The sequence below is a fragment of the Azospirillum thermophilum genome, from assembly GCF_003130795.1.
GTDB lineage: Bacteria > Pseudomonadota > Alphaproteobacteria > Azospirillales > Azospirillaceae > Azospirillum > Azospirillum thermophilum.
This window is the reverse complement of the sequence record NZ_CP029357.1, coordinates 13,951-39,163: the sequence shown is the minus strand read 5'-3', so window position 1 is coordinate 39,163 and position 25,213 is coordinate 13,951. Positions and strand designations below refer to the sequence as shown.

Annotated in this window: 21 protein-coding genes; 12 read left to right on the top strand and 9 right to left on the bottom strand. The window is 69.1% G+C overall.

The features are described 5' to 3' along the window. Positions 1 to 149 precede the first annotated feature (149 nt). Positions 150 to 1,946 (top strand): acyl-CoA dehydrogenase family protein, encoded by a 1,797-nt coding sequence (locus DEW08_RS25155; protein ID WP_109332519.1) that lies wholly within the window; start codon positions 150 to 152, stop codon positions 1,944 to 1,946. Positions 1,947 to 1,956: 10 nt separating this feature from the next. Here the strand turns inward: DEW08_RS25155 and DEW08_RS25150 are convergent, their stop codons facing one another. The 7 genes from DEW08_RS25150 to cyoA all read right to left on the bottom strand — a co-directional run bounded on the left by DEW08_RS25150 (position 1,957) and on the right by cyoA (position 8,987). After that, positions 1,957 to 2,523 carry a response regulator transcription factor gene (locus tag DEW08_RS25150; RefSeq protein ID WP_109332518.1) on the bottom strand — a complete coding sequence of 189 codons (567 nt, stop codon included), beginning with the start codon at positions 2,521 to 2,523 and terminating at the stop codon, positions 1,957 to 1,959. After that, the gene (locus DEW08_RS25145) at positions 2,513 to 3,799 is read right to left on the bottom strand and encodes an ATP-binding protein (RefSeq protein WP_109332512.1); all 1,287 of its coding nucleotides are present in this window, start codon (positions 3,797 to 3,799) and stop codon (positions 2,513 to 2,515) included. Before DEW08_RS25145 ends, DEW08_RS25150 begins: the two co-directional genes overlap by 11 nt. Positions 3,800 to 3,978: 179 nt before the next feature. Then, entirely contained in the window at positions 3,979 to 4,764 is a 786-nt protein-coding gene (locus tag DEW08_RS25140; protein ID WP_109332511.1) for an SURF1 family protein, read from the bottom strand. Between the two features lie 14 nt (positions 4,765 to 4,778). Then, positions 4,779 to 5,156, bottom strand: coding sequence for a cytochrome o ubiquinol oxidase subunit IV (gene cyoD / locus DEW08_RS25135; RefSeq protein ID WP_109332510.1), 378 nt, complete (start codon positions 5,154 to 5,156; stop codon positions 4,779 to 4,781). After that, positions 5,153 to 5,791, bottom strand: a complete 639-nt coding sequence (cyoC, locus tag DEW08_RS25130; RefSeq protein ID WP_109333417.1) for a cytochrome o ubiquinol oxidase subunit III — start codon at positions 5,789 to 5,791, stop codon at positions 5,153 to 5,155. The genes cyoD and cyoC overlap by 4 nt, the downstream gene beginning before the upstream one ends. Positions 5,792 to 5,799: 8 nt before the next feature. Next, entirely contained in the window at positions 5,800 to 7,803 is a 2,004-nt protein-coding gene (cyoB, locus tag DEW08_RS25125) for a cytochrome o ubiquinol oxidase subunit I (protein WP_109332509.1), read from the bottom strand. Positions 7,804 to 7,817: 14 nt separating this feature from the next. After that, positions 7,818 to 8,987 (bottom strand): ubiquinol oxidase subunit II, encoded by a 1,170-nt coding sequence (gene cyoA, locus DEW08_RS25120; protein WP_109332508.1) that lies wholly within the window; start codon positions 8,985 to 8,987, stop codon positions 7,818 to 7,820. Positions 8,988 to 9,185: 198 nt separating this feature from the next. Between cyoA and DEW08_RS25115 the strand changes: the two genes are divergently transcribed. Continuing rightward, positions 9,186 to 10,520, top strand: a complete 1,335-nt coding sequence (locus tag DEW08_RS25115) for an MFS transporter (RefSeq protein ID WP_109332502.1) — start codon at positions 9,186 to 9,188, stop codon at positions 10,518 to 10,520. 141 nt (positions 10,521 to 10,661) lie between these two features. Here the strand turns inward: DEW08_RS25115 and DEW08_RS25110 are convergent, their stop codons facing one another. Further along, on the bottom strand, positions 10,662 to 11,651 hold the full coding sequence (locus DEW08_RS25110) for a replication initiator protein A (protein ID WP_168220514.1): 990 nt from the start codon (positions 11,649 to 11,651) through the stop codon (positions 10,662 to 10,664). 1,001 nt (positions 11,652 to 12,652) lie between these two features. On the opposite strand from DEW08_RS25110, the gene DEW08_RS25105 reads away from it, so the two are divergent. The 5 genes from DEW08_RS25105 (at position 12,653) to DEW08_RS25085 (ending at position 19,073) form a co-directional block, all read left to right on the top strand. Then, complete coding sequence (locus tag DEW08_RS25105) at positions 12,653 to 13,933, top strand: imelysin family protein (RefSeq protein ID WP_109332500.1); 1,281 nt, start codon at positions 12,653 to 12,655, stop codon at positions 13,931 to 13,933. A 124-nt stretch (positions 13,934 to 14,057) separates the two neighbouring features. Next, positions 14,058 to 15,491, top strand: coding sequence for a multicopper oxidase family protein (locus DEW08_RS25100; protein ID WP_109332499.1), 1,434 nt, complete (start codon positions 14,058 to 14,060; stop codon positions 15,489 to 15,491). 1 nt (position 15,492) lies between these two features. Continuing rightward, positions 15,493 to 16,767: a di-heme oxidoredictase family protein gene (locus tag DEW08_RS25095; protein ID WP_245986985.1), complete on the top strand. Its 1,275-nt coding sequence runs from the start codon at positions 15,493 to 15,495 to the stop codon at positions 16,765 to 16,767. A gap of 83 nt (positions 16,768 to 16,850) precedes the next feature. After that, on the top strand, positions 16,851 to 17,966 hold the full coding sequence (locus DEW08_RS25090) for an imelysin family protein (RefSeq protein ID WP_245986984.1): 1,116 nt from the start codon (positions 16,851 to 16,853) through the stop codon (positions 17,964 to 17,966). A 3-nt stretch (positions 17,967 to 17,969) separates the two neighbouring features. Further along, positions 17,970 to 19,073 carry a DUF1513 domain-containing protein gene (locus DEW08_RS25085; protein WP_109332498.1) on the top strand — a complete coding sequence of 368 codons (1,104 nt, stop codon included), beginning with the start codon at positions 17,970 to 17,972 and terminating at the stop codon, positions 19,071 to 19,073. A gap of 92 nt (positions 19,074 to 19,165) precedes the next feature. Here the strand turns inward: DEW08_RS25085 and DEW08_RS25080 are convergent, their stop codons facing one another. Continuing rightward, positions 19,166 to 20,674, bottom strand: a complete 1,509-nt coding sequence (locus tag DEW08_RS25080; protein WP_109332497.1) for a tetratricopeptide repeat protein — start codon at positions 20,672 to 20,674, stop codon at positions 19,166 to 19,168. A gap of 481 nt (positions 20,675 to 21,155) precedes the next feature. Between DEW08_RS25080 and DEW08_RS25075 the strand changes: the two genes are divergently transcribed. The 5 genes from DEW08_RS25075 (at position 21,156) to DEW08_RS25055 (ending at position 25,160) form a co-directional block, all read left to right on the top strand. After that, the gene (locus DEW08_RS25075) at positions 21,156 to 21,599 is read left to right on the top strand and encodes an NUDIX hydrolase (protein ID WP_109332496.1); all 444 of its coding nucleotides are present in this window, start codon (positions 21,156 to 21,158) and stop codon (positions 21,597 to 21,599) included. A 28-nt stretch (positions 21,600 to 21,627) separates the two neighbouring features. After that, positions 21,628 to 21,948 (top strand): hypothetical protein, encoded by a 321-nt coding sequence (locus DEW08_RS25070; RefSeq protein ID WP_109332495.1) that lies wholly within the window; start codon positions 21,628 to 21,630, stop codon positions 21,946 to 21,948. Positions 21,949 to 22,230: 282 nt separating this feature from the next. Beyond that, on the top strand, positions 22,231 to 22,650 hold the full coding sequence (gene speD / locus DEW08_RS25065; protein ID WP_245987036.1) for an adenosylmethionine decarboxylase: 420 nt from the start codon (positions 22,231 to 22,233) through the stop codon (positions 22,648 to 22,650). Continuing rightward, the gene (speE, locus tag DEW08_RS25060) at positions 22,647 to 23,510 is read left to right on the top strand and encodes a polyamine aminopropyltransferase (RefSeq protein WP_109332493.1); all 864 of its coding nucleotides are present in this window, start codon (positions 22,647 to 22,649) and stop codon (positions 23,508 to 23,510) included. The genes speD and speE overlap by 4 nt, the downstream gene beginning before the upstream one ends. Positions 23,511 to 23,645: 135 nt before the next feature. After that, entirely contained in the window at positions 23,646 to 25,160 is a 1,515-nt protein-coding gene (locus DEW08_RS25055; protein WP_109332487.1) for an FAD-binding oxidoreductase, read from the top strand. The last annotated feature ends 53 nt before the right edge of the window (positions 25,161 to 25,213 follow it).

Here is a 25,213-nt window from a genome sequence, read left to right as displayed (position 1 = left end):
GAGAATTGGCGCGACCGGTGGGAGATGCCGTCCCGTTATGCTTGCAAAGGAGATTGTTGACCAGCGCCGCGTTTCGCTCCAACCTACTTGTCAGTAGAATGCATTCCGATGAGTAGGAAGGCGGGCCGCGCCACCCAGGGAGCAGACGCATGATTCCGTACCAGCCGCCTCTCCAGACCCTGCGCTTCCTGGTGAGGGAGGTGCTGGACGCACCGGCCGTGCTGGCCGCGGCGGGCCGGGGGGAGGCGGGCGCGCTGTTCGACGAGGTGCTGGCCCAGGCCGGCCGTGTCGCGGCGGAACTGCTCGCTCCGCTGAACCGGACGGGCGACGAGGAGGGGGTCGTGGTGGAGCGCGGCGGGGTGCGCATGCCGGCGGGCTTCCGCGAGGCCTGGACCGTCTGGCGCGACGGCGGCTGGACCGGGCTGGCCGGCGACCCGGCCCATGGCGGCCAGGGGCTGCCGGCCCTGCTGGACACGCTGGTGACGGAGATGGTGTGCGCCGCCAACCTCGCCTTCAGCATCACGCCGGGCCTGACGCAGGGGGCGATCCGCGCCATCGCCGCCCATGCCGACGACGGGCTGAAGGGCTGGTGCCTGCCGCCGATGATCGCCGGGGAATGGACCGGGGCGATGGCGCTGACCGAACCGCAGGCCGGCACCGACCTCGGCCTGCTGCGCACCCGGGCGGAGCCGGCGGCCGGCGGCGGCCACCGCATCACCGGGCAGAAGATGTTCATCTCCTCCGCCGACCATGACCTGACGGACAACCTCGTCCATCTGGTGCTGGCGCGGCTGCCCGACGCGCCGGCCGGCACGCGCGGCATCAGCCTGTTCCTGGTGCCCAAGCGCCTGCCGGACGGGACGCGCAACGGCTGGTCGGTGCTGTCGTCGGAGAAGAAGATGGGCTTGCATGCCTCCCCCACCTGCGTGGTGGCCTATGAGGGGGCGGTGGGCTGGATGGTCGGGGCGCCCAACCGCGGGCTCGCCGCCATGTTCACCATGATGAACCACGAGCGGCTGTTCGTCGGCATCCAGGGGATCGGCGTCGGGGAGCGCGCCGCGCAGGCCGCGCTGGCCTATGCGCGGCAGCGCGAGCAGGGCCGGGCGCCCGACGGGCCGCACCGCGCCGACCGGCCGGCCGACCCGATCCTGCACCATCCGGACGTGCGGCGCATGGTGCTGTCGGCCCGCGTGCTGACCGATGCCGGCCGGGCGCTCGCCGCCTGGACGGCGCTGTGGCTGGACCGGGCGCGGCAGGGCGGCGACGCGCCCCTGGCGGAGGAGGCGGAGGAGGAGGCGGAGGACTGGGCGGCGCTGCTGACCCCGGTCGTCAAGGCGGCCGGCACCGACTTCGGCTTCGAGGCGGCGGTCCTCGCCCAGCAGGTGATGGGCGGCCACGGCTATATCCGGGAGTGGGGGGTGGAGCAGCTCGTCCGCGACGTACGCGCCACGCAGATCTACGAGGGGACCAACGGCATCCAGGCGCTCGACCTCGTGCAGCGCAAGCTGGGGATGAAGGGCGGGCGGCCGGCGGACCGGCTTCTGGCCGAGCTGGAGCAGGCGGCGGCCGGGTTGGAGGCGGAGCCGGCGACCCGCGACATGGCCCCCGCCCTGCGCGACGCGGCGGCACGGCTGCAGGGCGTGCTGGGCTGGCTGCGCGAGGCGGGGGCGGAGACCCCGCTCGATCCGGCGGCCGGCGCGACCGACACGCTGCGGCTGGTCGCGCTCACCGCCTATGGCTGGATGTGGGCGCTGATGGCCGCCGCGGCGGCCCGCCGGCCGGCCGGCTACGACCCGGCCTTCCTGGAGGCGCGCATCGGGCTCGCCCGCTATTTCATGGAACGGCACCTGCCGGAGGTGGCGGTGCTCGACGCCCGCATCCGGCGCGGCCACGCCGGCCTCTACGGTCCGGGGCTGGGCGGGGAGCTGGAGGCGACCGGCGGGTGAGGCGGGCGGGTCAGGTCACCCGCTTCTTCTCCAGCTTGCGGGCCAGCGTGCGGCGGTGCATGCCGAGGCGGCGGGCGGTCTCCGAGATGTTGAAGCCGGTGTCGACCAGCGTTTCGTGGATGCGCTCCCACTCCAGGGTCTTGAGCGAGGTGGAGCGGCCGCCGACGGCGATGGAGGCGTCTCCCTCGGTCCGGGCGAAGGCGGCCTCGATGTCGTCGGTGTTGGAGGGCTTGGCGAGATAGTGGCAGGCGCCGAGCTTGATCGCCTCCACCGCGGTGGCGATGCTGGCGAAGCCGGTCAGCACGACGATCTTCGTCTCCGGGTCGCTGTCGTGCAGCAGCTTGACGCAGTCGAGGCCGGAGCCGCTGTTCAGCTTCAGGTCGACCACGGCATGGTCGGGCTGCACCGAGTCCAGCAGCATCTGCAGGCTGTCGAGCCCGTCGCAGCAGTGGACGGCGTAGCCCCGGCGCTCGAAGGAGCGGCGGAGCACCCGGGCGAAGGAGACGTCGTCCTCGACGATCACCAAGCGGCGGCCGGCCGGCTGGCGAAGCGGTTCCGGGATCGGGTCAGGCTGCATCGGCACCCCGCGGACAGAGGGACGCCAGGGGCAGGGTCAGCGTCACCGACGCGCCACCCCCGGGCCGGTTGCGCGCCGCCACCGATCCGCCGAGCTTGCGGACGGTGTTGACGACGAGGAAGAGGCCGAGCCCGCTGCCGGGCCGCCCCTTGGTCGAGCGGTAGGGCTTGCCGAGATCCTCCAGCATGCCGGCGGCGAAGCCGGGGCCGGCGTCGTTCACCGTGACGAGGAGATTGCCCGCCTGCCTCCCGACCCAGACGCCGACCCAGCCCGGCGAGGCTTCCAGCGCGTTGTCGAGGACGTTGAACAGCACCTGCTTCAGGACGAGGTCGGAGATGATGCGCTGGTTGGAGCGCAGCCGGTTCTCGTAGTCGAAGCGGGCGGGCGAGCGGCTGGAGCGCCATTCGGCGACCGCCTCGTCCAGGAAGTCGGTGATGGTCGTGCGGACGGTCCCCTCCCCCCGCGCCTCGCCCGACGACAGCAGGATGCCGGAGACGATCGCCTTGCAGCGGTCGATCTGGCCCTGCATCTCGCCGATCTCCTCGGCGATGTCGGGGTTGGACATCATCGCCGGCATGCGGCGCCAGTCGTTGACGATCACCGAGAGGGTGGCGAGCGGCGTGCTCAGCTCGTGCGCGGCGCCGGAGGCCAGCAGCCCCATGCGGACGATGTGGTCCTCCTCCATCGTGCGCTGCCTGAGATCCGCCAGATGGGCGTCGTGGGCGCGCAGGTTGCGGTTGATCCGCGTGATGAAGGGCACCAGCAGGCAGGCCGCCAGGACGAAGCAGATGAACATGCCCTGGATGTGCAGGTCGAGCAGGTCGTCCATCCGCTCCGGCGGCAGGGCGAGCGGCCGGTAGGAGCCGCTGAGCCAGGTGAAGCAGACCGTGGCGAGCAGCACCAGCGTCCAGGCCGACCAGGCCTCCAGCAGCACCGCCCCCAGCGTGACCTGCAACAGGTAGAGCGAGATGAAGGGGTTGGTGGCGCCGCCGCTGAGATAGAGCTGCACCGTCAGCGCCGCGACGTCGATCAGCAGCTCGACGAACAGGTGCGTGTTGGTGACGCTGCTCTGCCGGCGGAGCTGCAGCAGCGTGACGAGGTTCAGCCCGACCAGGAACAGGACGACGCCGGCCATCGGCGGCAGGGGCAGCGCCACCCGCATCTGGTAATGGACGACCAGGATGGTGACCACCTGCCCGACGACCGCCAGCCAGCGGAGCTGGACCAGAAGCAGCAGATTGCGCTTGTCGGTTGCATCGAGAAGGGAAATGGTCATCGTCCGCGTCGGTCCCGTCGGTCCCTTCTATATAGACGACGAAGCGCCGGTTGGGAGCCCAAAGCGTCAAGTCCGGGCTGAAGGCGGGCGAAGCAAAAGGCGAAGGGCCGCGGCTGTCCGGAGCGGCTTATCCCTTTTTCCAGAAAGGTTTTTCCGTGATAGACCTTGCGGATCCGCGGCTATTGCGGCCGCCGCCGCCGGTATTCACTGCGCAGGACATGGGTGAGGCCGCCGGCCAGCATGAGGGCGAGCGCGAACCAGGTCAGGGCGTACACCAGGTGGTTGTTGGGGAAGCTGACCACGGTCAGCCCGCCGACCGGCGCGCCCTCCGGCAGGCGGGTGGCCTCGGCATCGATGAAGTAGGGGGCGACGCCGGTCAGGCCGCGGGCGGCGGCGATCGCCTGGACGTCGCGGGAATGCCAGCGGTCGCCGGCGGGATCGTTGCCGCGCAGGAAGCCACCCTTCGGCTCGCTCAGGCGCAGGAGGCCGGTCACCGTCGTCTCGCCGTCGATCCGGCCGGCGGCCCGGCTGCCGGGGGCCCGCCGCTCCGGCGGGACGAAGCCGCGGTTGACCAGGACGGTAAAGCCCCCGGTGGTTTGAAAGGGGGTGAGCACCCAGTAGCCGCCGCCGAGGCCGGTCACCGCCTGGACCAGCGTCTCGCGGTCGTCGAGGAAGCGGCCGGTGACACGGACGCGGCGGTATTCGTCGGTGGCGGCGGTGACCGACGCCCAGGTCTCGGGACCGGGAGCGGGCACGGGGGCGGCGTGGATGCGCTGCTCCACCCGTTCGATCAGGTCGAGCTTCCAGACCCGCCGTTCGAGCTGCCAGACACCGAGCGCCGTCAGGACGCCGATGCCGGCGAGCGAGAGAAGCCCGACCAGCACCAGCGCCCACCGCGGGCGGACCCGGGCCGCCCGGGGGCCGGCAGGACCGGGACCGGGCGGCAGGGGGATCGTCCTTCCCATCGCGGCGTCCGGCCTCAGGGCATCCGGCTCATGTCGTGGACCGGCATCATGTTGGCGTTGAGGTGGTACATCACCCAGAGCGACCCGGTCAGCGTGATGACGACCAGGATCAGGGTGAAGATCAGCGCCAGCATGGTCCAGCCATTCTCGGACCGGCTGTTCATGTGGAGGAAGTAGACCATGTGGACCACGATCTGCACCACGCCCAGCCCCAGGATGGCGACGGTGGTGAGGGACGGGTCCATCACCTCCCCCATCACCAGCCAGAAGGGCACCGCCGTCAGCACGACCGACAGCAGGAAGCCGATCATGTAGCTGCGGAAGGAGCCGTGGGCGTGGGCATCGCCGTGGTGGTCGCTCCCGTGGTGGTCGCCGTGCGCGTGAGCGGTCATCGCAGCATTCCCATCAGATAGACGAAGGTGAAGACGCCGATCCAGATGACGTCGAGGAAGTGCCAGAACATGCTGAGGCACATCAGGCGCCGCCGGTTGGCCGGGATCAGCCCGTGCCGCGCCACCTGCACCATCAGCGTCACCAGCCAGATGATGCCGAAGGTGACGTGCAGCCCGTGCGTGCCGACCAGGGTGAAGAAGGAGGACAGGAAGGCGCTGCGCTGCGGCGTCGCCCCCAGATGGATCATGTGGGCGAACTCGTAGAGCTCGATCGACAGGAAGGCGAGGCCGAACAGCCCGGTGATCGCCAGCCAGGCCTGGGTCTGCCCCACCCGCCCCTTCTCCATCGTCAGCATGGCGAAGCCGTAGGTGATGGAGGAGAGCAGCAGCATCGAGGTGTTCAGCGCCACCAGCGGCAGGTCGAACAAATCCTTCGGCGAGGGACCCGCGGCATAGCTGCCGCCCAGCACGCCGTAGGTCGCGAACAGCACGGCGAAGATGAGGCAGTCGCTCATCAGGTAGATCCAGAAGCCCAGCATGGTGCTGGAGCCTTCGGGATGCGCGTGCTCCTCGACCTCGTGGAAGACCGGGGCATCCCCGGTCTTCAGGGTGGCTGCGTGTGCGGTCGCGGTCATCGTCATCGTTACACCTGCCCGGCCAGAAGGCGCGTCCGCTCGTTCTCGGTCCGCACGACCTCGTCGGCGGGAATGTGGAAGTCGCGGTGGTAGTTGAAGGTATGGCCGATGGCGACGGCCAGCAGCGCCACGAAGCTGGCGGCGGCGAGCCACCAGATGTACCAGATCAGCGCGAAGGACAGCACGACGCTGAGCCCCGCCAGGATGACGCCCGTGCCGGTGTTGCTCGGCATGTGGATGGCCCGGAAGCCGTCCAGCGGACGCCTGTAGCCGCGCTGCTTCATGTCCCACCAGGCATCGTTGTCATGGATGACCGGCGTGAAGGCGAAGTTGTAGGCCGGCGGCGGCGAGGAGGTCGCCCATTCCAGCGTGCGGCCGTCCCACGGGTCGCCGGTGAGGTCGCGCCGCTTGTGGCGGTAGAGGACGCTGACGGCGATCTGGATCAGGAAGCAGCCGATGCCGAGCGCGATCAGGGCGGCGCCGATGGCGGCGATGACGAACCAGATCTGCAGCGACGGGTCGTCGAAGACGCGCAGGCGGCGGGTGACGCCCATCAGCCCCAGCACATAGAGCGGCATGAAGGCAGCATAGAAGCCGATCACCCAGAACCAGAAGGACAGCTTGCCCCAGAACGGGTCGAGCTTGAAGCCGAAGGCCTTCGGCCACCAGTAGTAGATGCCGGCGAACAGGCCGAACAGCACGCCGCCGATGATGACGTTGTGGAAGTGGGCGATCAGGAACAGGCTGTTGTGCAGCACGAAGTCGGCCGGCGGGACCGCCAGCAGCACGCCGGTCATGCCGCCGATCACGAAGGTCAGCATGAAGGCGACCGTCCACATCATCGGCAGCTCGAACCGGATGCGGCCGCGGTACATGGTGAACAGCCAGTTGAAGATCTTCGCACCCGTCGGGATCGAGATGATCATCGTCGTGATCCCGAAGAACGAGTTCACGCTGGCGCCTGAGCCCATGGTGAAGAAGTGGTGCAGCCACACCAGGTAGGACAGGATCGTGATGACCACCGTCGCATAGACCATCGAGGTGTAGCCGAACAGCTTCTTGCCCGAGAAGGTCGAGGTGACCTCCGAGAAGATGCCGAAGCAGGGCAGGATCAGGATGTAGACTTCGGGGTGGCCCCAGATCCAGATCAGGTTCACGTACATCATCGGGTTGCCCCCGAAGTCGTTCGTGAAGAAGTTGGTGCCGACGTAGCGGTCGAGCGACAGCAGCACCAGCACGGCGGTCAGGACCGGGAAGGCCGCGACGATCAGGACGTTGGTGCAGAGCGCGGTCCAGGTGAAGACCGGCATCTTCATCATGGTCATGCCGGGGGCGCGCATCTTCACGATGGTGCAGACGAGGTTCACGCCCGACAGCAAGGTGCCGACACCCGCCACCTGCAGCGCCCAGATGTAATAGTCCACACCGACGTCGGGGCTGTACTGGATGCCCGACAGCGGCGGATAGGCCAGCCAGCCGGTGCGCGCGAACTCGCCGACGAACAGCGAGATCATGACCAGCACCGCGCCGCCCGCGGTCATCCAGAAGCTGAAGTTGTTGAGGAAGGGGAAGGACACGTCGCGCGCGCCGATCTGCAGCGGCACGACATAGTTCATCAGCCCGGTCACCAGCGGCATCGCCACGAAGAAGATCATGATCACGCCGTGGGCGGTGAAGATCTGGTCGTAGTGATGGGCGTTGAGGTATCCCTCGGACCCGCCGAAGGCGATCGCCTGCTGCAGGCGCATCATGACCGCGTCGGCGAAGCCGCGCAGCAGCATCACAAGGCCGAGGATCATGTACATGATGCCGATGCGCTTGTGATCGACCGTGGTGAACCACTCCTTCCAGAGATAGCCCCACAGGCGGAAATAGGTCAGCGCCGCGACCAGCGCGACGCCGCCCAGCGCGACGGCGGCGAAGGTCGCCACCACGATGGGCTCGTGAAGGGGAAGGGACTCCAGGCTGAGGCGCCCGAAGATCGGATGGATGGCAGCGGAGGATTCGATCATGCCGGATTGCCGCATCAAAGAGTGGACGGCCGCAGCGCCGCGCCGGCCGGAGACGGGGCCGCGGACGCTTCGGTCGGCGTGAGGGACGAGCGCGGCCGGTCCGCGCCGAGGAAGGAGGCGGCCCCGCCCACCGCATCGGCGACCGCCGCATCGCCGAGTTCGGCGACGCTGCAGATGCCGGCGGCGACATAGGAGGGCGCCGGGCCGAAGACGGCGGAGGCGCGACGGGCCTGCCCGTCGTCCTGCCGCGGCATCACGGAGTTGATGCCGGCCATGCCGAGGCCGCCCCTGGCGTCGATCGCCATCATGTCGTGCATGCACATCTTGCCGGGTTCGACGCACATGCCGACCACCGCCTTGAACAGGCCGTCCTCGACCGCGCCGTAGCGCCGCACCGGCTCGTCCACGCTGGGCTTCGCAAGCTGCTGGTAGCCGCTGCGGTCGAGCTTGCCGCCCGACGCCTTCACGTCGGCCACCCAGCGGTCGAAGTCGCCTTCGGACAGGCCGTGGAAGGTGAAGCGCATCTGGGAGAAGCCGGCGCCGCTGTAGTTGGCGGAAAAGCCGCGGTAGCTGCCCGGCTTGTTGATCACCGCGTGCAACTGGGTCTGCATGCCGGGCATGGCATAGACCTGGCCGGCCAGCGCCGGGACGTAGAAGGAGTTCATCACCGACGACGCGGTGATGTTGAAGCGGATCGGCCGGTCGACCGGGGCCGCCATCTCGTTCACCAGCGCGATGCCCTGCTCGGGGTAGAGGAACAGCCACTTCCAGTCCATCGCCACGACATCCACCTCCAGCGTCCTGGTGCCGGGGGGAATCGGGCGGTCGGCCGCGATGCGGTCGAGCGGACGGTAGGGGTCGAGCAGGTGGGTGGTGATCCAGGTGATGGCGCCGAGGCAGATGATGATCAGCAGCGGCGCCGCCCAGATGACCAGCTCGAGCTGCGTCGAATGGTCCCAGTCCGGTTCGTAGCGCGCCGTGCTATTGGACTTGCGGTATCGCCATGCGAACAGCACCGTCAGTGCCATCACCGGCACGATGATGAGCAGCATGAGGACGGTCGAGATGACCACGAGGTTGGCCTGCTGCTGAGCCACGTCGCCGGACGGGTTCAGCACGACCATATTGCAGCCGCTCAGTGCCGCCATCAGCGGCAGCGCGGCGAGGACGCGGAAACGGCTCAAGGCAGGACCTTTTGACGCAGGTTTGCTTTGGGAGGGACAGCTAGCTACCGCACTGCACACTGCACATTGGACAAATTGTCCAATACCGCCGGTCGTTGAAGAGCGGCCCCCCACGCAACACATCAGTCTGTGCGGCTGCGGCCTATCGTCGCGCCGGCCTTCCGCCTGTCCCGCAACCTATCGACCGGAGCTTTGCTCATGAGCCAATCGATAGCGACGGCAGAAAGAGATGCACGACTGGTCAACACCCGGCACCACAAGGTCGATCCGGGTGAAATCGCGATCGGCGTGATCCTTGGCCGGACATCGGAGTTCTTTGACTTTTTTGTTTATGCCATCGCTTCGGTCATTGTTTTTCCGAGGCTGGTTTTCCCCTATGCCGATCCGCTGACCGGCACGCTCTGGTCCTTCGCTATCTTCGCTCTCGCCTTCATCGCCCGCCCGCTGGGCAGCATCCTGTTCATTTCGATCGACCGCGCCCACGGGCGCAGCGCCAAGCTGACGATCGCGCTGCTCATGCTCGGTACCTCGACGGTGGCGCTGGCCTTCCTGCCGGGCTACGAGCAGATCGGTGCGGCCTCCGCCTGGCTGCTCGCCCTGTTCCGCATCGGCCAGGGCATCGCGCTGGGCGGCACCTGGGACGGGCTCGCCTCGCTGCTGGCGATGAACGCGCCGGAGAACCGGCGCGGCTGGTACGCGATGATCCCGCAGCTCGGCGCTCCCATCGGGCTGATCGTCGCCAGCGGGCTGTTCGCCTTCTTCGTCGGCAACCTGTCGGAGGAGGATTTCTTCGCCTGGGGCTGGCGCTATCCGTTCTTCGTCGCCTTCGCGATCAACGTCGTCGCGCTGTTCGCCCGCCTGCGCATGGTGGTGACGCCCGAATTCACCCACCTGTTCGAAAGCCGGGAGCTGCAGCCCGCCCCGGTGATGGAGACCTGGCGCAGCGAAGGGAGGAAGATCGTCATCGGCGCCTTCGCCCCGCTGGCCAGCTTCGCCCTGTTCCACATGGTGACGGTGTTCCCGCTGTCCTGGATCTTCCTGTTCACCCAGGAGGGGGCGACCCGCTTCCTGGTGATCGAGGCGATCGCCGCGGTCTTCGGCCTCGGCGCCATCATCCTGTCCGGTGCGGTCGCCGACCGGATCGGCCGCCGGACCTTGCTGGGAAGCTCTGCCGTGGCCATCGCCCTGTTCAGCGGCGTGGCGCCCAAGCTGCTGGACGGCGGCGACCTGGGCGAGGCGGTCTTCATGATCGTCGGATTCGTCATACTGGGCCTGTCCTTCGGCCAGTCGTCGGGAGCGGTGGCGTCGAGCTTCTCGCGCCATTTCCGCTACACCGGCTCGGCCATGACCTCCGACCTCGCCTGGATGTTCGGCGCCGGCTTCGCCCCCTTCGTGGCGCTGGCCCTGTCGAGCAGCTTCGGGCTGGTGTCGGCCGGCGCCTACCTGCTGTCGGGCGCCATCTGCACGCTGATCGCACTGCGGCTGAACAAGCGGCTGGCGGAAGGGCACGGACAGGACGGCCCGTCGCACTGACCCGCCGATTTCAGGAAGGGGCCTGCCGGTTGCGCTGCGGCGTGCCGGCGGGCCCTTTCCGTTCGGGCCGTCCGGTGGGCGAAACCTCGAGTCGGAATGGTCGAGGTTTCGCCCACCGCACCGGATCGGGAAATGCCGGGATCAGAAATCGTCCGGTGTCGGAAAGACGTCGCCTTCGTCGATCAGCGGGCTGTCGCCCTTGTGATCCTCCGTCATTGCCGCCATGACGCCGTCGCGCGGGAAGAAGAAGACCTCGTAGGCCTTCAGCGGCGTGCGGCGCTTCACCGCCTGGTCCGCGGCGGGCATCCGCGCGATGCGGGGATCGCGGATGATGAAGCCATAGTCGATCAGCGCGAATTTCCGGCTGGCCGCGATGTTGGTCAGCATCCGCTTGAATTCCTTCAGCGGAGCATCCGACCCGGCGCGCAGCCGCAGCTTCTCGATGTTCATGCGGAAGCCGCTCTGCTTGCCGCAATGGGCGCGCGCGACCTCGTAGAGCCGCCGTTCCAGCGGCTTCAGGTCGAAATAGCTGGGATTGTAGGTGAGGATCGCGTTGCCGCCGGTGACGAGGCTGTAGAGCCAGTCGGAGATCATGACGACCACCGTGTCGCCGACCTTCTCGCCGGTCTCCGACTTGGTGTAGCGGAATCGGTAGCGGTCGATCCACGAGAAGCCTTCGTTAGCCCCGCTGACGCCGTCGCCGGCCTCGATGTTGGTGCGGATCAGCGTGCCCTTGAGGCGGACCAGCGCCTCCTCCAGCCAGTCATAGGCGGTGCCGGCCGGCTTGCGGCCGCTGCGCGCGAAGAAATCGTTGGCCTTGAAGGTGACGACGCGGCTCGTCGCCTCGCCGCGGTTCATCTTGTCCTGGATCAGGCTGACGATGTAGATCAGCACTTCCTTGTCGAGCATGGTCGGGACGCCGTGCTTCGTCCCGGTGACCTCGATCCACACCCGGCCGTCATTGTAGACCGGCAGTTCGGTCACCCGCTCCTTGCCCAGCGAGAAGAAGCTCCAGACCATCATGGTGCGGGCGTTCTTGACCGATCCGACCAGGGGCGAATCCGGCCGTTCGGCGCTCTTGGCCGCCACCTCCTCGAACAGGTCGGGCTGGAGCAGGTCGGCCGGCGGCATGGCACGGTCCGCCTTCGTCCGCCGCGTGGCCGGCCGTTTCCGGGGATTCTCCGCAGAACCTGCCGCCGAATCCGTCTTGCTCGCTCGCACCATCGATCACCGCCCTCCACACCGCGCCATCATGGGGGGTCGCACCGGGAGCGTCCAGGGGCGGGGCTGTTTGGTGTGTGTGACCTCGACGTTCGGTGGGTGGAACCTCGAAGACAGGTGGGTGAGACCTCGACGGTTTCCATTCGGCTTTCATCCGGGCGGGCGGCCGTCTCACGACTCCGGTCCCGCGATTCACAGGTCGAGGTTCCGCCCACCATCTGCGGGGCGGCGTGAGCGTTGCCATGCCGGACGATCCGAAGGGAGAGCCGTTCCGTCGAGGTTCTACCCACCGTTTCAAACGGGCCGGTTTGGACTGTTTCGAGGTCTCACCCACCGACTCGGATGGCCGAAAGCCTGCCTCATGGCGGGTCGATGCGGCGCCGGGACCGGGTTCCCGTTTCCCTCAGGTCCTGGAAGAGGATCCTGTTAGGAAGATAGAAAGTTAGGGGATTAAGAGGTTACGGGCCGGATTCCGGCTGCCGGTTCAAGGACTTGCCACGATTCCGGTGGGTGGGGCCACGACTCCCGGTGTGCGGGGCCGCGAGTCGTGGTGGGTGGAACCTCGAAGATCGGTGTCCGGAGCCTCGAGTCCCGGTGGGTGATATCCGCGGCGGGAAGGGGTGGTGTGTCAAACCTCGACGGCGGAAGGGGCGGATATCCGTCGCCGGTGTGCGAAACCTCGACTGCGGTGTGCGAAACCTGCGGACCGGTGGGCGATCCCTCGACAGACGGTGTGTCAAACCTCGACGGCACCGGTGGGCGGGCCGGTCAAGCCCGGATGCCGCGACCACCGGACGCGCCGGGTCATATCCGTTTGGGCTTGACATCAAGAATGATTCGCGCCTGTCTTTGCAAATCATTCGCACTTTCACGGCCAAGCATCCAGCCCATCGATGCCCAAGGAGACCTCCATGTTCAAGCACGCTGCCGGCCTTGCCGCCGTGGCTGTGGTCGCTCTGCTGCCCTTCTCCGCCAACGCCCAGACGGCCAAGCCCGCCTTCAAGGAGGTGGCGAAGAACTACGCCGACATCGCCCATGCCAGCTACGAGGATGCCGCCAACGGTGCGAAGGCGCTGAAGAAGGCGGTCGATGCGCTGGTCGCCAACCCGACCGAGGAGACGCTGGCCCAGGCCCGCAAGGCATGGCTGAACGCCCGCGTCCCCTATATGCAGACGGAGGGCTTCCGCTTCGGCAACCCGATCGTCGACGAGTGGGAGGGCAAGGTCAACGCCTGGCCGCTCGACGAGGGGCTGATCGACTATGTCGACGAGGCCTATGCCGGCGGCGAGAGCAACCCCTATGCCAAGGCCAACGTGATCGCCAACCCGAAGATCACCGCCGGCGGCAAGACCATCGACGCCCGCAAGATCACCAGGGAGCTGCTGGCCGACAAGCTGCACGAGGCCGGCAAGGTGGAGGCCAACGTCGCCACCGGCTACCACGCCATCGAGTTCCTGCTGTGGGGCCAGGATCTGCACGGCACCGGCCCGGGGGCCGGCGAGCGCAAGGCCACCGACTACGCCAAGGGCAAGGCCTGCACCAACGGCCACTGCGACCGCCGCGCGCAGTACCTGACGGTCGCCACCCGGATGCTGGTCGAGGACCTGGAGGACATGGTCAAGGAGTGGGGCGCCAAGGGCAAGGCGCGCAGCTCGATCGTCACCGCCAAGGAGCCCGAGGGCATCGCCCGCATGCTGACCGGCCTGGGCAGCCTGAGCTACGGCGAGCTGGCCGGCGAGCGCATGAAGCTGGGCCTGATGCTGCACGACCCGGAGGAGGAGCATGACTGCTTCTCCGACAACACGCACAACTCGCATTACTATGACCAGATCGGCATGGCGAACATCTACAACGGCAGCTACAAGCGGACCAACGGCACCGTCCTGTCCGGCCCGTCGCTGTCGCAGTATGTCGCCGCCAAGTCCGCCGACGCCGACGCCAGGGTGAAGGAGGCGATGTCCGCCACCACCAAGGCGATGCAGGCGATCAAGGACACCGCCGACAGCGGCAGGATGGCCTACGACCAGATGATCGGCGCCGACAACGCGGAGGGCAACGCCCTGGTCGCCACCGCCATCGACCGGCTGGTCGACCAGAAGAAGGCGCTGGAAGGCGTCGTCGCGGCGCTCGGCGTGTCGGTCGACCTCAAGGGCTCGGACAGCCTGGACAACCCGGGCAAGGTCGGCCACTGACCGGCATCCCCGCGCCCGTCCGCCGCGGCCCCGCCCCTTCCGGCCCTGCCGGGCCGGTGGCGGGGCCGCAGCCATGTTTCCCCTTCGCCCCTTCCCTCCCCCGCCTGTTCCGGACGCCCGCCCGATGCTCCGCCCGTTCGATGTCCGCCTGTCCCGCCGTGCCCTGCTGCGCGCCGGCGGCCTGTCCGTTGCCGCCGCCGGCCTCGGCGGTGGGCGCCTCCTGGCCGGACCGGCCGATCTGGTCGAGGTCGAGCTGGTGGCCAGGGAGCGGCTGCAGCGCATCCTGCCGGAGCCGGCCGGCCTGTCGCCGCTGGTGACCTACGCCGACCGCTTCCCCGGCCCGGTCATCCGGCTGCGCAAGGGACAGAGGCTGCGCGCGACGCTGGTCAACGAGCTGAAGGAGCACACCTCCATCCACTGGCACGGCATCCGCCTGCCCAATCTGGAGGACGGCGTTCCCTTCCTGACCCAGCCGCCGACCAAGCCGGGCGAGCGGCACGTCTACGAGTTCACCCCGCCGGATTCCGGCTCCTTCTTCTTCCATCCCCACTGCAACACGATCGAGCTGCTGGGCCGCGGGCTGGCCGGCGTGCTGATCGTCGAGGAGGAGGGCGGCCCCCGCTTCGACGCCGACCAGGTCTGTCTGGTCAAGGACTGGCAGCTCGACAAGACCGGGCAGTTCGGCGCCTTCACCAGCGACCGCGGCGCCTCGCGCGCCGGGACCTTCGGCACCGTCACCACCGTCAACGGCGAGATCGGCCCGACCATCGAGGTGCCGACGAACGGCGACGTCCGGCTGCGCCTCTACAACGTCGACAACACCCGCGTCATCGACCCGCGGATCGAGGGGGCGGAGGCCTGGATCATCGCGGTGGACGGCAACCCGCTGCCGCCGCGTCCGCTCGACGGCTGGCCGATGGGGCCGGCGATGCGGATCGACGTGGTCTTCCGCGCCCCGAAGGAGGCCGGCAAGACCGTCCGCCTGACCAACGTCTATGCGGCGGAGCCGAAGCCGCTGGCCAGCTTCCGCGCCGCCGGCGCCGCCCTGCCGAACAAGCGCTTCGCCCCCCGCCCGCTGCCGCCGGCCAACATCCCGGAACCCGACCTGAAGGCGGCCCAGGTCATCCCCATGGCCTTCTCGGCGGCCGGCGCGGCGCAGAGCTTCGACAGCGTGCTGCTGACCAGCCTGCCCTATGCCGACCAGCTCTGCCTGGCGCAGAAGACCTTCTGGGCGATCAACCAGCAGAGCTGGCCGGAGGGTGGGCACGAACGGCTGCCGCCGCCGATCGCCACCCTGCAGAAGGGCCGCAGCTATGTCTTCGAGCTCGCCAACCTGACGCCGCATCTGCACCCCATCCACATCCACGGCTACACCTTCAAGGTGCTGTCGTCGGACCAGCGGCAGGTGGTGCCGCACCATGCCGACACCGTGCTGCTGGAGCCGAAGGAGCGGCTGCGCGTCGCCATCAAGGCCGACAATCCCGGAGACTGGATGTTCCACTGCCACATCATCGAGCACCAGGAGACCGGTATGATGGGCTATATCCGGGTGGCCTGACGTGACGACCGCAAGACGCCTCGCCGCCCCCCTGGCCCTGTCTGTCGCCCTGACCGCCCTGCCGGCGCTGGCCGGCGACGGGCTCGACGCCCGCATCGGCGAGGCGCTGTTCCGCCGGATGTGGGTGACCGCCCCCACCGTGACCCACGCCAACGACGGGCTGGGGCCGCTCTACAACGCCCGGTCCTGCGCCACCTGCCACCCGAAGGGCGGCGGCGGCCGCCCGCCCGACCCGGCGGCGGAGGGGGACCAGGGCGTCGGCTATCTGGTCAAGCTGAACGGCGACCCGGTCTATGGCCGGCAGATCCAGACCAACGCCGTGCTGGGCCAGACGATCGAGGGGCGGCCCCGGCTGCGCTACCGGGAGGAGGCGGTGCGCCTGCCCGACGGAGGGACGGTCCGGCTGCGCCGGCCGGTGCTGGAGATCGCCGACCTCGGCTACGGTCCGCTGGCCGGGGCGACGGCCCTGTCCGCCCGCGTCGCCCCGCCGGTCCACGGCATGGGGCTGCTGGAGCGGATCCCGGAGGCCGACATCCTGGCCGGCGCCGATCCGGACGACCGCAACGGCGACGGCGTGCGCGGCCGGCCCAACCGGATCACGGTGGACGGCGTGCCGCAGCTCGGCCGCTTCGGCTGGAAGGCGACGCACCCCACCCTGACCCGGCAGGATTCGGAGGCCTTCAGCCTCGACATCGGCATGTCGACGCCGGCCTTCCCCGATCCCTGGGGCGACTGCACCGAGGCCCAGGGCGACTGCCGCCGGGGGCCGCACGGCTCCTCCCCGCAATATGAGGGGCTGGAGATCCCCTCCACCATCATCGGGCTGATCGACGGCTACCTGCGCGGGCTGCCGCCCGACGGCGGGCTGGAACCGCCGAAGGACGCGGCGGGCTCGGCCCTGTTCGCCGCCACCGGCTGCGCCGCCTGCCACCGCCCGTCCTTCACCACCGCCGAGGACCCGGCGCACCCCGACCTGTCGCGGCGGCGGATCTTCCCCTTCAGCGACCTGCTGCTGCACGACCTCGGACCCGATCTGGCCGACGGGGTGCCGATGGGCGAGGCCCGCGGCCAGGACTGGCGGACCACGCCGCTGTGGGGTCTGCAGCGGCGGGCCGGCGGGGACGGCCGGCTGTCCCTGCTGCATGACGGGCGGGCCCGCAGCGTGACCGAGGCGATCCTGTGGCATGGCGGCGAGGCGGCCGGCGCGCGCAGCGCCTTCATGGCGCTGCCGGCGGCCGAGCGGCGCCATCTGGCGCGCTTCGTCCTCGGGCTATAAGAGTCGGGGGCTACAAGAGTCGGGGCGGTGAGAGACGCCGTGGCGAGAGCCGGCCGCCGGCCGGGGGAAGGATGGGAACGAGGATGATGAAGCGCCGTCTGCTGCTTGGCCTGATGTCGGCCGCCGCCGTCGCGGCCCTGCTGCCGCCTCTGCCGGCCCTGGCCGCCCGTGAGGCCGCCCGGGACGCGGAGGTGATGGCCGGCATGGTCCGCACCCACATCCTGCCGCGGCTGGATGCGCTGGTCGCCGCCACCGCGCAGTCCGCCGAACGGCTGGAGCGCTTCGCCGCCGCCCCCTCCCCCGCCGGGCTGGAGGCCTGCCGCGAGGCGCACGGCGCGGTGTGGGACGCCTGGGAGGGGGTGCAGCACCTGCGCCCCGGCCCGCTGATGGCCGGCTTGCGCGCCGACCGCTTCTCCTTCTGGCCGGAGCGGCCGGGGGTGGTCCAGCGCCAGATCGGCACCCTCCTGCACAACCGCGATCCCAAACTGCTGGAGCCCGGCGCGCTGGGCCGCCAGAGCGCCGCCGTCCAGGGGCTGACGGTGCTGGAGCGCCTGCTGTTCGACGAGGGCGTGACCGCGGCGGACTTCGACGGCGACGACGCCAGACGCTATCGCGGCGCGCTGGCCGCCGCGGCCGGCCGCAACCTCGCCGCCATCGCCGCCGAGCTGCGCGCCGACTGGGCGGCGATGGAGGCGCCGCTGGCCGCCAACCGGCAGACCGCGCTCGGCCCCGACGCCACCTGGGCGCTGAACGCCCTGTTCACCGCGGCGATCACCCAGGTCCAGGTCATCACCGACCAGAAGCTGCTGGCCCCGCTGGGCGCCGACCTCGCCAGCGCCAAGCCGGCGGTGGCGGAGGCCCTGCGCAGCGGCCGGTCGGTGCGCAACATCGCCCTGAACCTGCAGGCCCTGCGCGGCCTGATGCTGGGCGAGAACGGCGGCCCCGGCTACACGGCGCTGCTGCCCGGCACGCCGGACGGAAGCAACGCCCGCGAGGCGATCGACGCCGCGCTGGCCGACGCCCTGATGGCGGTCGAGGCGATCCCCGGCCCGCTGCCCCAGGCGGTCGCCGATGCCGGCAGGCGCAAGGCGGTCGAACGCGCGCTGCGCGCGGTGAAGGGGGTGCGGGCGGAGATCGTGGTGACGATGGCGCCGCTGCTCGACATCACGCTGGGCTTCAACGAACTGGACGGGGACTGAGCCATGACCGCGGCGACGCGCCGGGACGTCCTGGCCCTGCTGGGCGGCGGGCTGCTGGCGGCCCTGACGGGGCCGGTGCGGGCGGCGACCGCCGCCGGCCCGCTCTATCTCAACGCCTACGCCACCGCCGACGCCTCCCCCGCCTATGGCGTGGCGGCGCTGGACGCGGCGGGCGGCCTGCGCTTCGCCACCGCCACCCCCGGCCGCGCCCATGCGGTGGTGCCGAACCCGGTGCGGGCCGAGGCGGTGGCCTTCGCCCGCCGTCCCGGCCGCTGGTTCCTGCCGCTGTCGCTGGCGGACGGCGCCGCCGGCCCGGTGGTGAAGGCGCCGGAGGACCGCCGCTTCACCGGCCATGGCGCCTTCTCCCCCGACGGGCGGCTGCTGTTCGTGGCGGAGGACGACGTGCCGAAGGAGGCCGGCGCCATCGCCGTCTATGACGCCGCCGACGGCTATCGCCGGCTGGACGCCCTGCCGACCCACGGCCTCGGCCCGCACGAGCTGGTGATGATCGGCGGCGGCGTGCTGGCGGTCGCCAACGGCGGCGTCATCACCCACCCCGACACCGGCCGGGCCAAGCTGAACCTGGAGGACATGGACTCCTCCCTCACCTATGTCGAGGCGGCGAGCGGCCGGCTGCTCGACAAGCTGCGGCTGCCGGAGGAGCACAGCAACCTCGGCATCCGCCACCTCGCCGCCCTGCCCGACGGCGGCGTCGCTTTCGGCACCCAGGACGAGCGCCCGACCGGCGAGCTGCAGCCGCTGACGGGCGCCCACCGGCCGGGCAGCGGGGCGGTCCGCCTGTTCGCCACGCCCGAGGATGTGCTGACCCGGCTCGACGGCTATATCGGCAGCGTCGCGGCCGAGGGGAGCGTCGTCGCGGCGAGCTCGCCCAAGGGCGGGCTGATCGGCCTGTGGGACGCCGCCGACGGCCGCTGGCTGGGGGCGGCGGCGCTGCCCGACGGTTGCGGCGTCGCGCCCGCCGGCGGAGGCTTCCTCGCCACCAGCGGCCTCGGCATGGTCGAGACGGTCGCCGTCCCGGACGCCGTGGCGGGAGACGGGCACCGGCTGCCGGCCTATCGCTGGGACAACCACCTGACGCGGATCTGACGCCGGCCCCGCCCGCCCGGCGGCCGGACCGGGCGGCGTTCAGCGGTCTGGTTCCGCCGCAGGTGCGGTGTGGCGGCGGTCGCCGCCGGCGATTACATGTCGTCGAGGCCGAAGAAGGATTTGTACCGGGTCCTTGCCTCGACCGGCGAAAGCGCGCCGGCTTGCCAGAGGGCGGCGACCTCCTCGAGGAATGACTGGAGCGTCTCGTCGAAGCCGCTTTCCTTCTTCTCGTCGAAGACCTGGAAGAACTTGGCCGATCCCAGCGTGATCCGGCCCCGATCCATGCGAAGACGGGTTATCGGCAGGTTCCAGTTCCGTCGCTTGGCCTCCTCGATGGCGCAGACCCAGCTCAACTGATCGAAGAACCACACCATCTTTTTTCGATCGTACCAGTAGAGCATGTACCGCTTGACGAGGTCGAGCACCGCCGTTGCGGCCCCCGTCGGGTAAATCCCGACCAATCCGCCGCCCACGCCGTTGTAGAGGGAGTCGAGGCGCTCCGGGCTGTAGAGGAGGGCGAGGGGCGCTTCCGCGGAAAGCTGGTCTGCGAACAGAACCGGGTCGTCGAGGAACAGCCCGTCCACATCGGCGATCATGACGGGAAGCCGGTAGCGATCCATGACCCGGTCGGCGACCATGAAGCGAGAGCATGTGAAGTAGGTGATGCGGTCCTCGCGCGGAAGGTCCTGGAAATCGGGCTGCCGGCTGTACCCGATCCGGGTCTTGCGCATGATCGATCTCAGGCGGGCCACCAGTGCATCGCATCCGTCGTCGGCATCGACGACGTGGAAGTGGACGATCCGGGGTTCCCGGGAGAACAGGTCGATGGACAGGGCCATCAACAGGCCGAATCGTTTGAAATAGACCGCATCGCAGGCACTGAGGACGACGCACCCGCTGCCCGGATGTCCGGTCGGGTCCTCGCCGTCGAAGACGATGCTCCGCTCGAAACGGTGCAGGAGATCGTCGGGCACCGAACCGATGCGCTGGTTGAACTCGTCACCGAAGCAGGCATGGACCAGGAAGTTCACCTCCTTCGCAGCGAAGTTCAGGCATCTGGCGGCATTCTCCGTGTCGCCGGTCCGTATGAAGTAGCCGCCGAACAGGAAGATGAACCAGCACATGTGCAAGCGGCCATAGTGCTGGGACCGGCCGATCGTCGCATTGAAGAAGGCAAAGGCGACCGCCGGTTCGTTTTGTGCCATGTGATGCTCGCAGGCATGCTGGAGCATGTAGTAGGGCCACTTCCAGAAGATGCCGTGCTCTTCGCAGGCCCTGATGAACGAAACGAGAGTGTCGGCGAACGGATCGGCCTGGCGGGATTTGGCGAACGCCATCAGCGTGCGCTGCCAGGACTCGAGATGATCCGGGAACAGCCTCGTTACTTCACGGAACTGCGTTGCGGCATTCGCAAAATCACCGGCTGCTTCCAATGCGGCGCCGATGTTGAAAAGGGCCTCCGCACAGCCGGGGTGCCGATCGAGGTGGCATGATAATGCCGTCACCGCCTCATGATACCGTTTCTCATCATACGCCCGGCCACCGGTCCGCAAATGATCGTCGGGATGCGGGCAGGCGATATTCGGCTGTAGGGATGACATCACCGATGCCTCGGCAGATAAAATTGTACTGGCCGCCTTTATGCGCGATCCGTACCGCGCACAAAAGCCGTTTTTCGACGACGATCGCGGCGGCGGTTGCGTGAGGCTGCCGCCGTGCCATTCAGACGGAGAGTGCCGTCGGCCATCGTTCAATTACCTGAAGCGCAGAAAATCCTCCGCCCCCGCCTGCCGGCAGCGGCCGGTGGAGGGGGAAGGGGCCTGGGCGGATTCGGAAGCGAACCGCGAGTTGGGTATCATCAGCAGCCGGACAGTGTCAGGAACAGCGGGAAATGCGGCGGCGGGCTCGGGGCGGCGGGCACGGAATTGTCGCCGAGCCGGGGCCGCTGCGCAACAGCCTGGCGCGGCCCCGGCGCACAATCCGGCCGCCGGGCGACACAGCCCTGCCCGGAAGAGGGACATGAACAACTGTTCATGGGGGGCCGCGGGATCAAGATCCTCTTCCCGCTGTTCATCCATCATCATGGAAAACGCCAAGCCCCGCACCCAGTATGCCGCCCTGCCCGTCAGCATGACCGACGGCGGACCTCGGGTTCTGCTGGTCACCTCGCGCGAGACACGGCGCTGGATCATCCCCAAGGGCTGGCCGAAGAAGGGGGTGAAGCCGCACAAGCTGGCCGCGCTGGAGGCCTATGAGGAGGCGGGCATCGTCGGCAAGGCGTCCAAGCGGCCGCTGGGGTCCTTCCGCTATGACAAGCGGCTGACGGAAACGACGTGGGTGCCCTGCCGGGTGGATGTCTTCCTTCTCAAGGTGACGCGGGAGCTGGACGACTGGCCGGAGAAGGACCAGCGCCGGCGGCGCTGGCTGGCGCCGACGCAGGCGGCCCGGCTGGTGAGCGAGGCCGATCTGGTGGACATCCTGCTGGCCCTGGAAGAGGAGACGGCGCGAAGCCCGTCCAAGGAATGAGACGCCGCTCCTTGCACGGGGAAGACCAATGGAAGCGCACCGTCTGGTGTTCGAGTTCCGGAAAGAAGACGTGCCTGTGCCCGCCAAGTCCGTCCTGGAACAGGCGACAGGAAAGCCAGCCGCCTGGCCGGCGCGTTACAATCGGCCCGCAACGGCGATGCTGGCCGTCCGGCACGGGGCTTCGGCCAATCTTTCGGGCTGTGCCGGCAGGGGCGACAGGGTCTTGAATTCCGGCGCGGGTTCGGCCATGATCCCGGCCATCATGATGATTGCTCGTACCGATATCCGACTGTTCCAACGCGCGGGCCGCATGCTTGCAGGCACGCCCGCCCCGGATTTCGGCGCGTAGGGATCGCACCGATCCGTCCGGGGCCCGACACATCCAGGCCCCGGGGACCACCCAAGCCTGACACCTGTCACCGCCACATCGCCAGCGCCGTGCCGGCTGCCGGCCTCCGCGAACCGTCCGTCCGCCCGCCGCGGCCGGGCAACCGCCATCGACCACAACCACGCAACGCTGAAGGGGGATACGAAATTGGCAAAATCCGCTGCTCTCATCCGGACGGGGACGGACCGGGCGGCTCAGTGCAGGACGGCGCTGGCGGACCATCCGGCCACCGGCCAGTCCAACATCACCCAGGGACCCTGGACCGCCGGCGAGGGCGGGGAGGCCCAGAAGGACCATTTCATCTCACGCAACGGCAGGTTGTTCGCCGGCACCCATCTGATCATCGACCTGTGGGGGGCGTCGCGGCTCGACGATCTCGATCACGTGCGCGAGACGCTGGTCGAGGCGGTGCGCGTCGCCGGCGCCACGCTGCTGCACATCCACCTGCACCATTTCACCCCGAACGGCGGCATTTCCGGCGTGGCGGTGCTGGCGGAATCCCACATCTCCATCCACTCCTGGCCGGAGCGGGGCTATGCGGCGCTCGACGTCTTCATGTGCGGCGACGCCGAACCGATGAAGACCATCCCGGTGCTGGAGCGCGCCTTCACCCCCACCGGCATCACCTGCGACGAACTGCTGCGCGGCGAGATCGGCGAATGAGCGGCTGGTACACCGAGACGCTGTATCCGGACGTCGCCCAGCGCCTGCGCATGGGCACCGTCCTCCATCGCGACAGGACCGGCCTGCAGGACCTGGTGATCTTCGAGAACCCCCTGCTCGGCCGCGTCATGGCGCTCGACGGCGTGATCCAGACCACCGAGGGCGACGAGCACGTCTATCACGAGATGCTGGGCCATGTGCCGATCCTGGCGCATGGCGCGGCGCGGCGCGTGCTGATCATCGGCGGCGGCGACGGCGGCCTGCTGCGCCGGGTGCTGGAGCATCCCGGCGTCGAGCGGGCCACCATGGTGGAGATCGACCGCAGCGTCGTCGACCTGTCGATCGAATATCTGCCCGCCATCAGTGCCGGGGCCTTCGACGACCCGCGGGCGGAACTGGTGATCGCCGACGGCTGCCGTTTCGTGAAGGAGACGCCGGAGAGCTTCGACGTCATCCTGGTCGACTCCACCGATCCCCATGGGCCGGGGGCGGTCCTGTTCACCGAGGAGTTCTACCGCGACTGCAAGGCGCGGCTGGCGCCGGGCGGCATCCTGTGCACGCAGAACGGCGTCCCCTTCCTCCAGCCGGAGGAGCTGCGCAGCAGCCACCAGCGCTTGGGCCGGCTGTTCGCCGACGCCTCCTTCTTCGTCGCGCCGGTGCCGACCTATTACGGCGGCTTCATGGCCTTCGGCTGGGCGACCGACGATGCGGCCCTGCGCCGCAGGACGGCCGGGGAGATCCGCGGGCGGTTCGCCGCTGCGGGGCTGAAGACCCGCTACTACACGCCGGATATCCATGTTGCCAGCTTCGCGCTGCCGGCCTTCATGCTCGACATCCTGGGCGGAGCCGCCGCCGGCTGATCCGGCGGCGGCTCCGCCCGAACCCCTTCAATTTATCGGCCGTACCCCGCCGCCTGTTCGCCCCATGCGAGCAGGCGGTTTTCTCATCATCGTTATCGGTTGTAGAGTCTCCGGCAAAACACAGCAGGAGACGCCATGCTCATTCCCCTCCAGCCCAGCCGCCGGACCTTCCTCGTCGGAGCCGGCCGCTTCGCCGCCGCATCGGCACTGGCCACCACCCTCCCGTTCCCCGCCGGCGCCGCGGTCGACGGCGCCGCCCGCCGGATCGAATCCTCGGCGCTCAAGGACCTTGCCGCCGCGGTGAAGGGCGGCGTCGTGCTGCCCGACGACCCGTTCTTCGGCGACTATGCCCGGCCGAACAACCTGCGCTTCCGCACGCTGCCCGCCGCCATCGCGCGCTGTTCCAGCGACGACGACGTGAAGGCCTGCGTCGACTGGGTCAGGAAGCATGGCGTCCGCTTCGCCGTGCGCAGCGGCGGCCACAACTATGCCGGCTTCTCCACCACCCCGGGTCTGCTGATCGACATGACGCCGATGAGCGGCATCTCGCTGGTGCCCGGCGGCGATGGGCTGGTGAAGGTCAGCGGCGGCGCCATCAACGGCGCGGTCTATCAGGCGCTGGAGCGGCTGAACCGCAGCCTGACCCATGGCCGCTGCACGACGGTCGGGGCGGCCGGCTTCCTGCTCGGCGGCGGCATCGGCTTCAACATGCGCCTGTACGGCATGGGGTCGGATCTGCTGCAGGCGACCAGCATCGTGACGGCGGACGGCGAACTGCGGCGCGACATCTCCGACAGCGGCGCCGACCGCGACCTGTTCTGGGCCTGCCGGGGCGGCGCCGGCGGCAATTTCGGCATCAACACCTCCTTCACCCTGCAGACCTTCCCGGTGGAGACGGCCACCGTCTTCAACATCACCTGGACCGGCAAGGTGGAGGAGGTGCTGCACAGCCTGCTGACGCGGCTGGCCGAAGCGCCGCCGGAGTTCGGCAGCAAGATCAGCGTCACCAGGCCGGCGCGCGGCAGCGGCGGCCCGCCGCTGACCGTCTCCCTCCTCGGGCAGCTCCACAAATGCAAGGTTCCGCTGGAGGACATCATCGGCCCGGTGCTGCTCGATGCGTCGGACAAGACGATCCACAGGGACATGCCCTACTGGCCGGCGCAGGATTTCCTCAGCGAGTTCACCTACCCCTACTTCTATCAGGAAAAGTCGTCCTACATGCGGGCGGCCGACATCACGCCCGACGCCGTCGCCGCGATGGTCGGGCTGGCCCGCCTGATGCCGGGCACCTCCATGCCCAACGCCTTCAAGTTCTTCCAGGTCGGCGGCAAGGTGAACGCCACGGCGGCCGGCGCCACCGCCTATGTCCACCGCGGCTATGACTGGCTGTTCTCGTCCGAGGTGAACTGGTGGGACCGCAAGGACCCCAAGGCGCTGGTCGACGAGAACCTCGCCTGGCAGGAGCGCTTCTACGCCGCCGTCAACGCGATGGCGAAGGGAACGGGCGCCTTCCAGAACTTCCCCGATCCGTCGCTGACGGACTGGTCCACCGCCTATTACGGCAGCAACTATGCCAGGCTGCGGCAGGTGAAGACCGCCTACGACCGGTCCGGGCTGTTCACCTACCGGCAGGGCATCAAGCCGCTGTAAGCCCGCGCGGCAGCCGGCGGCCACGAAAAAGGGCGGTGACGAGCCTTCGTCAC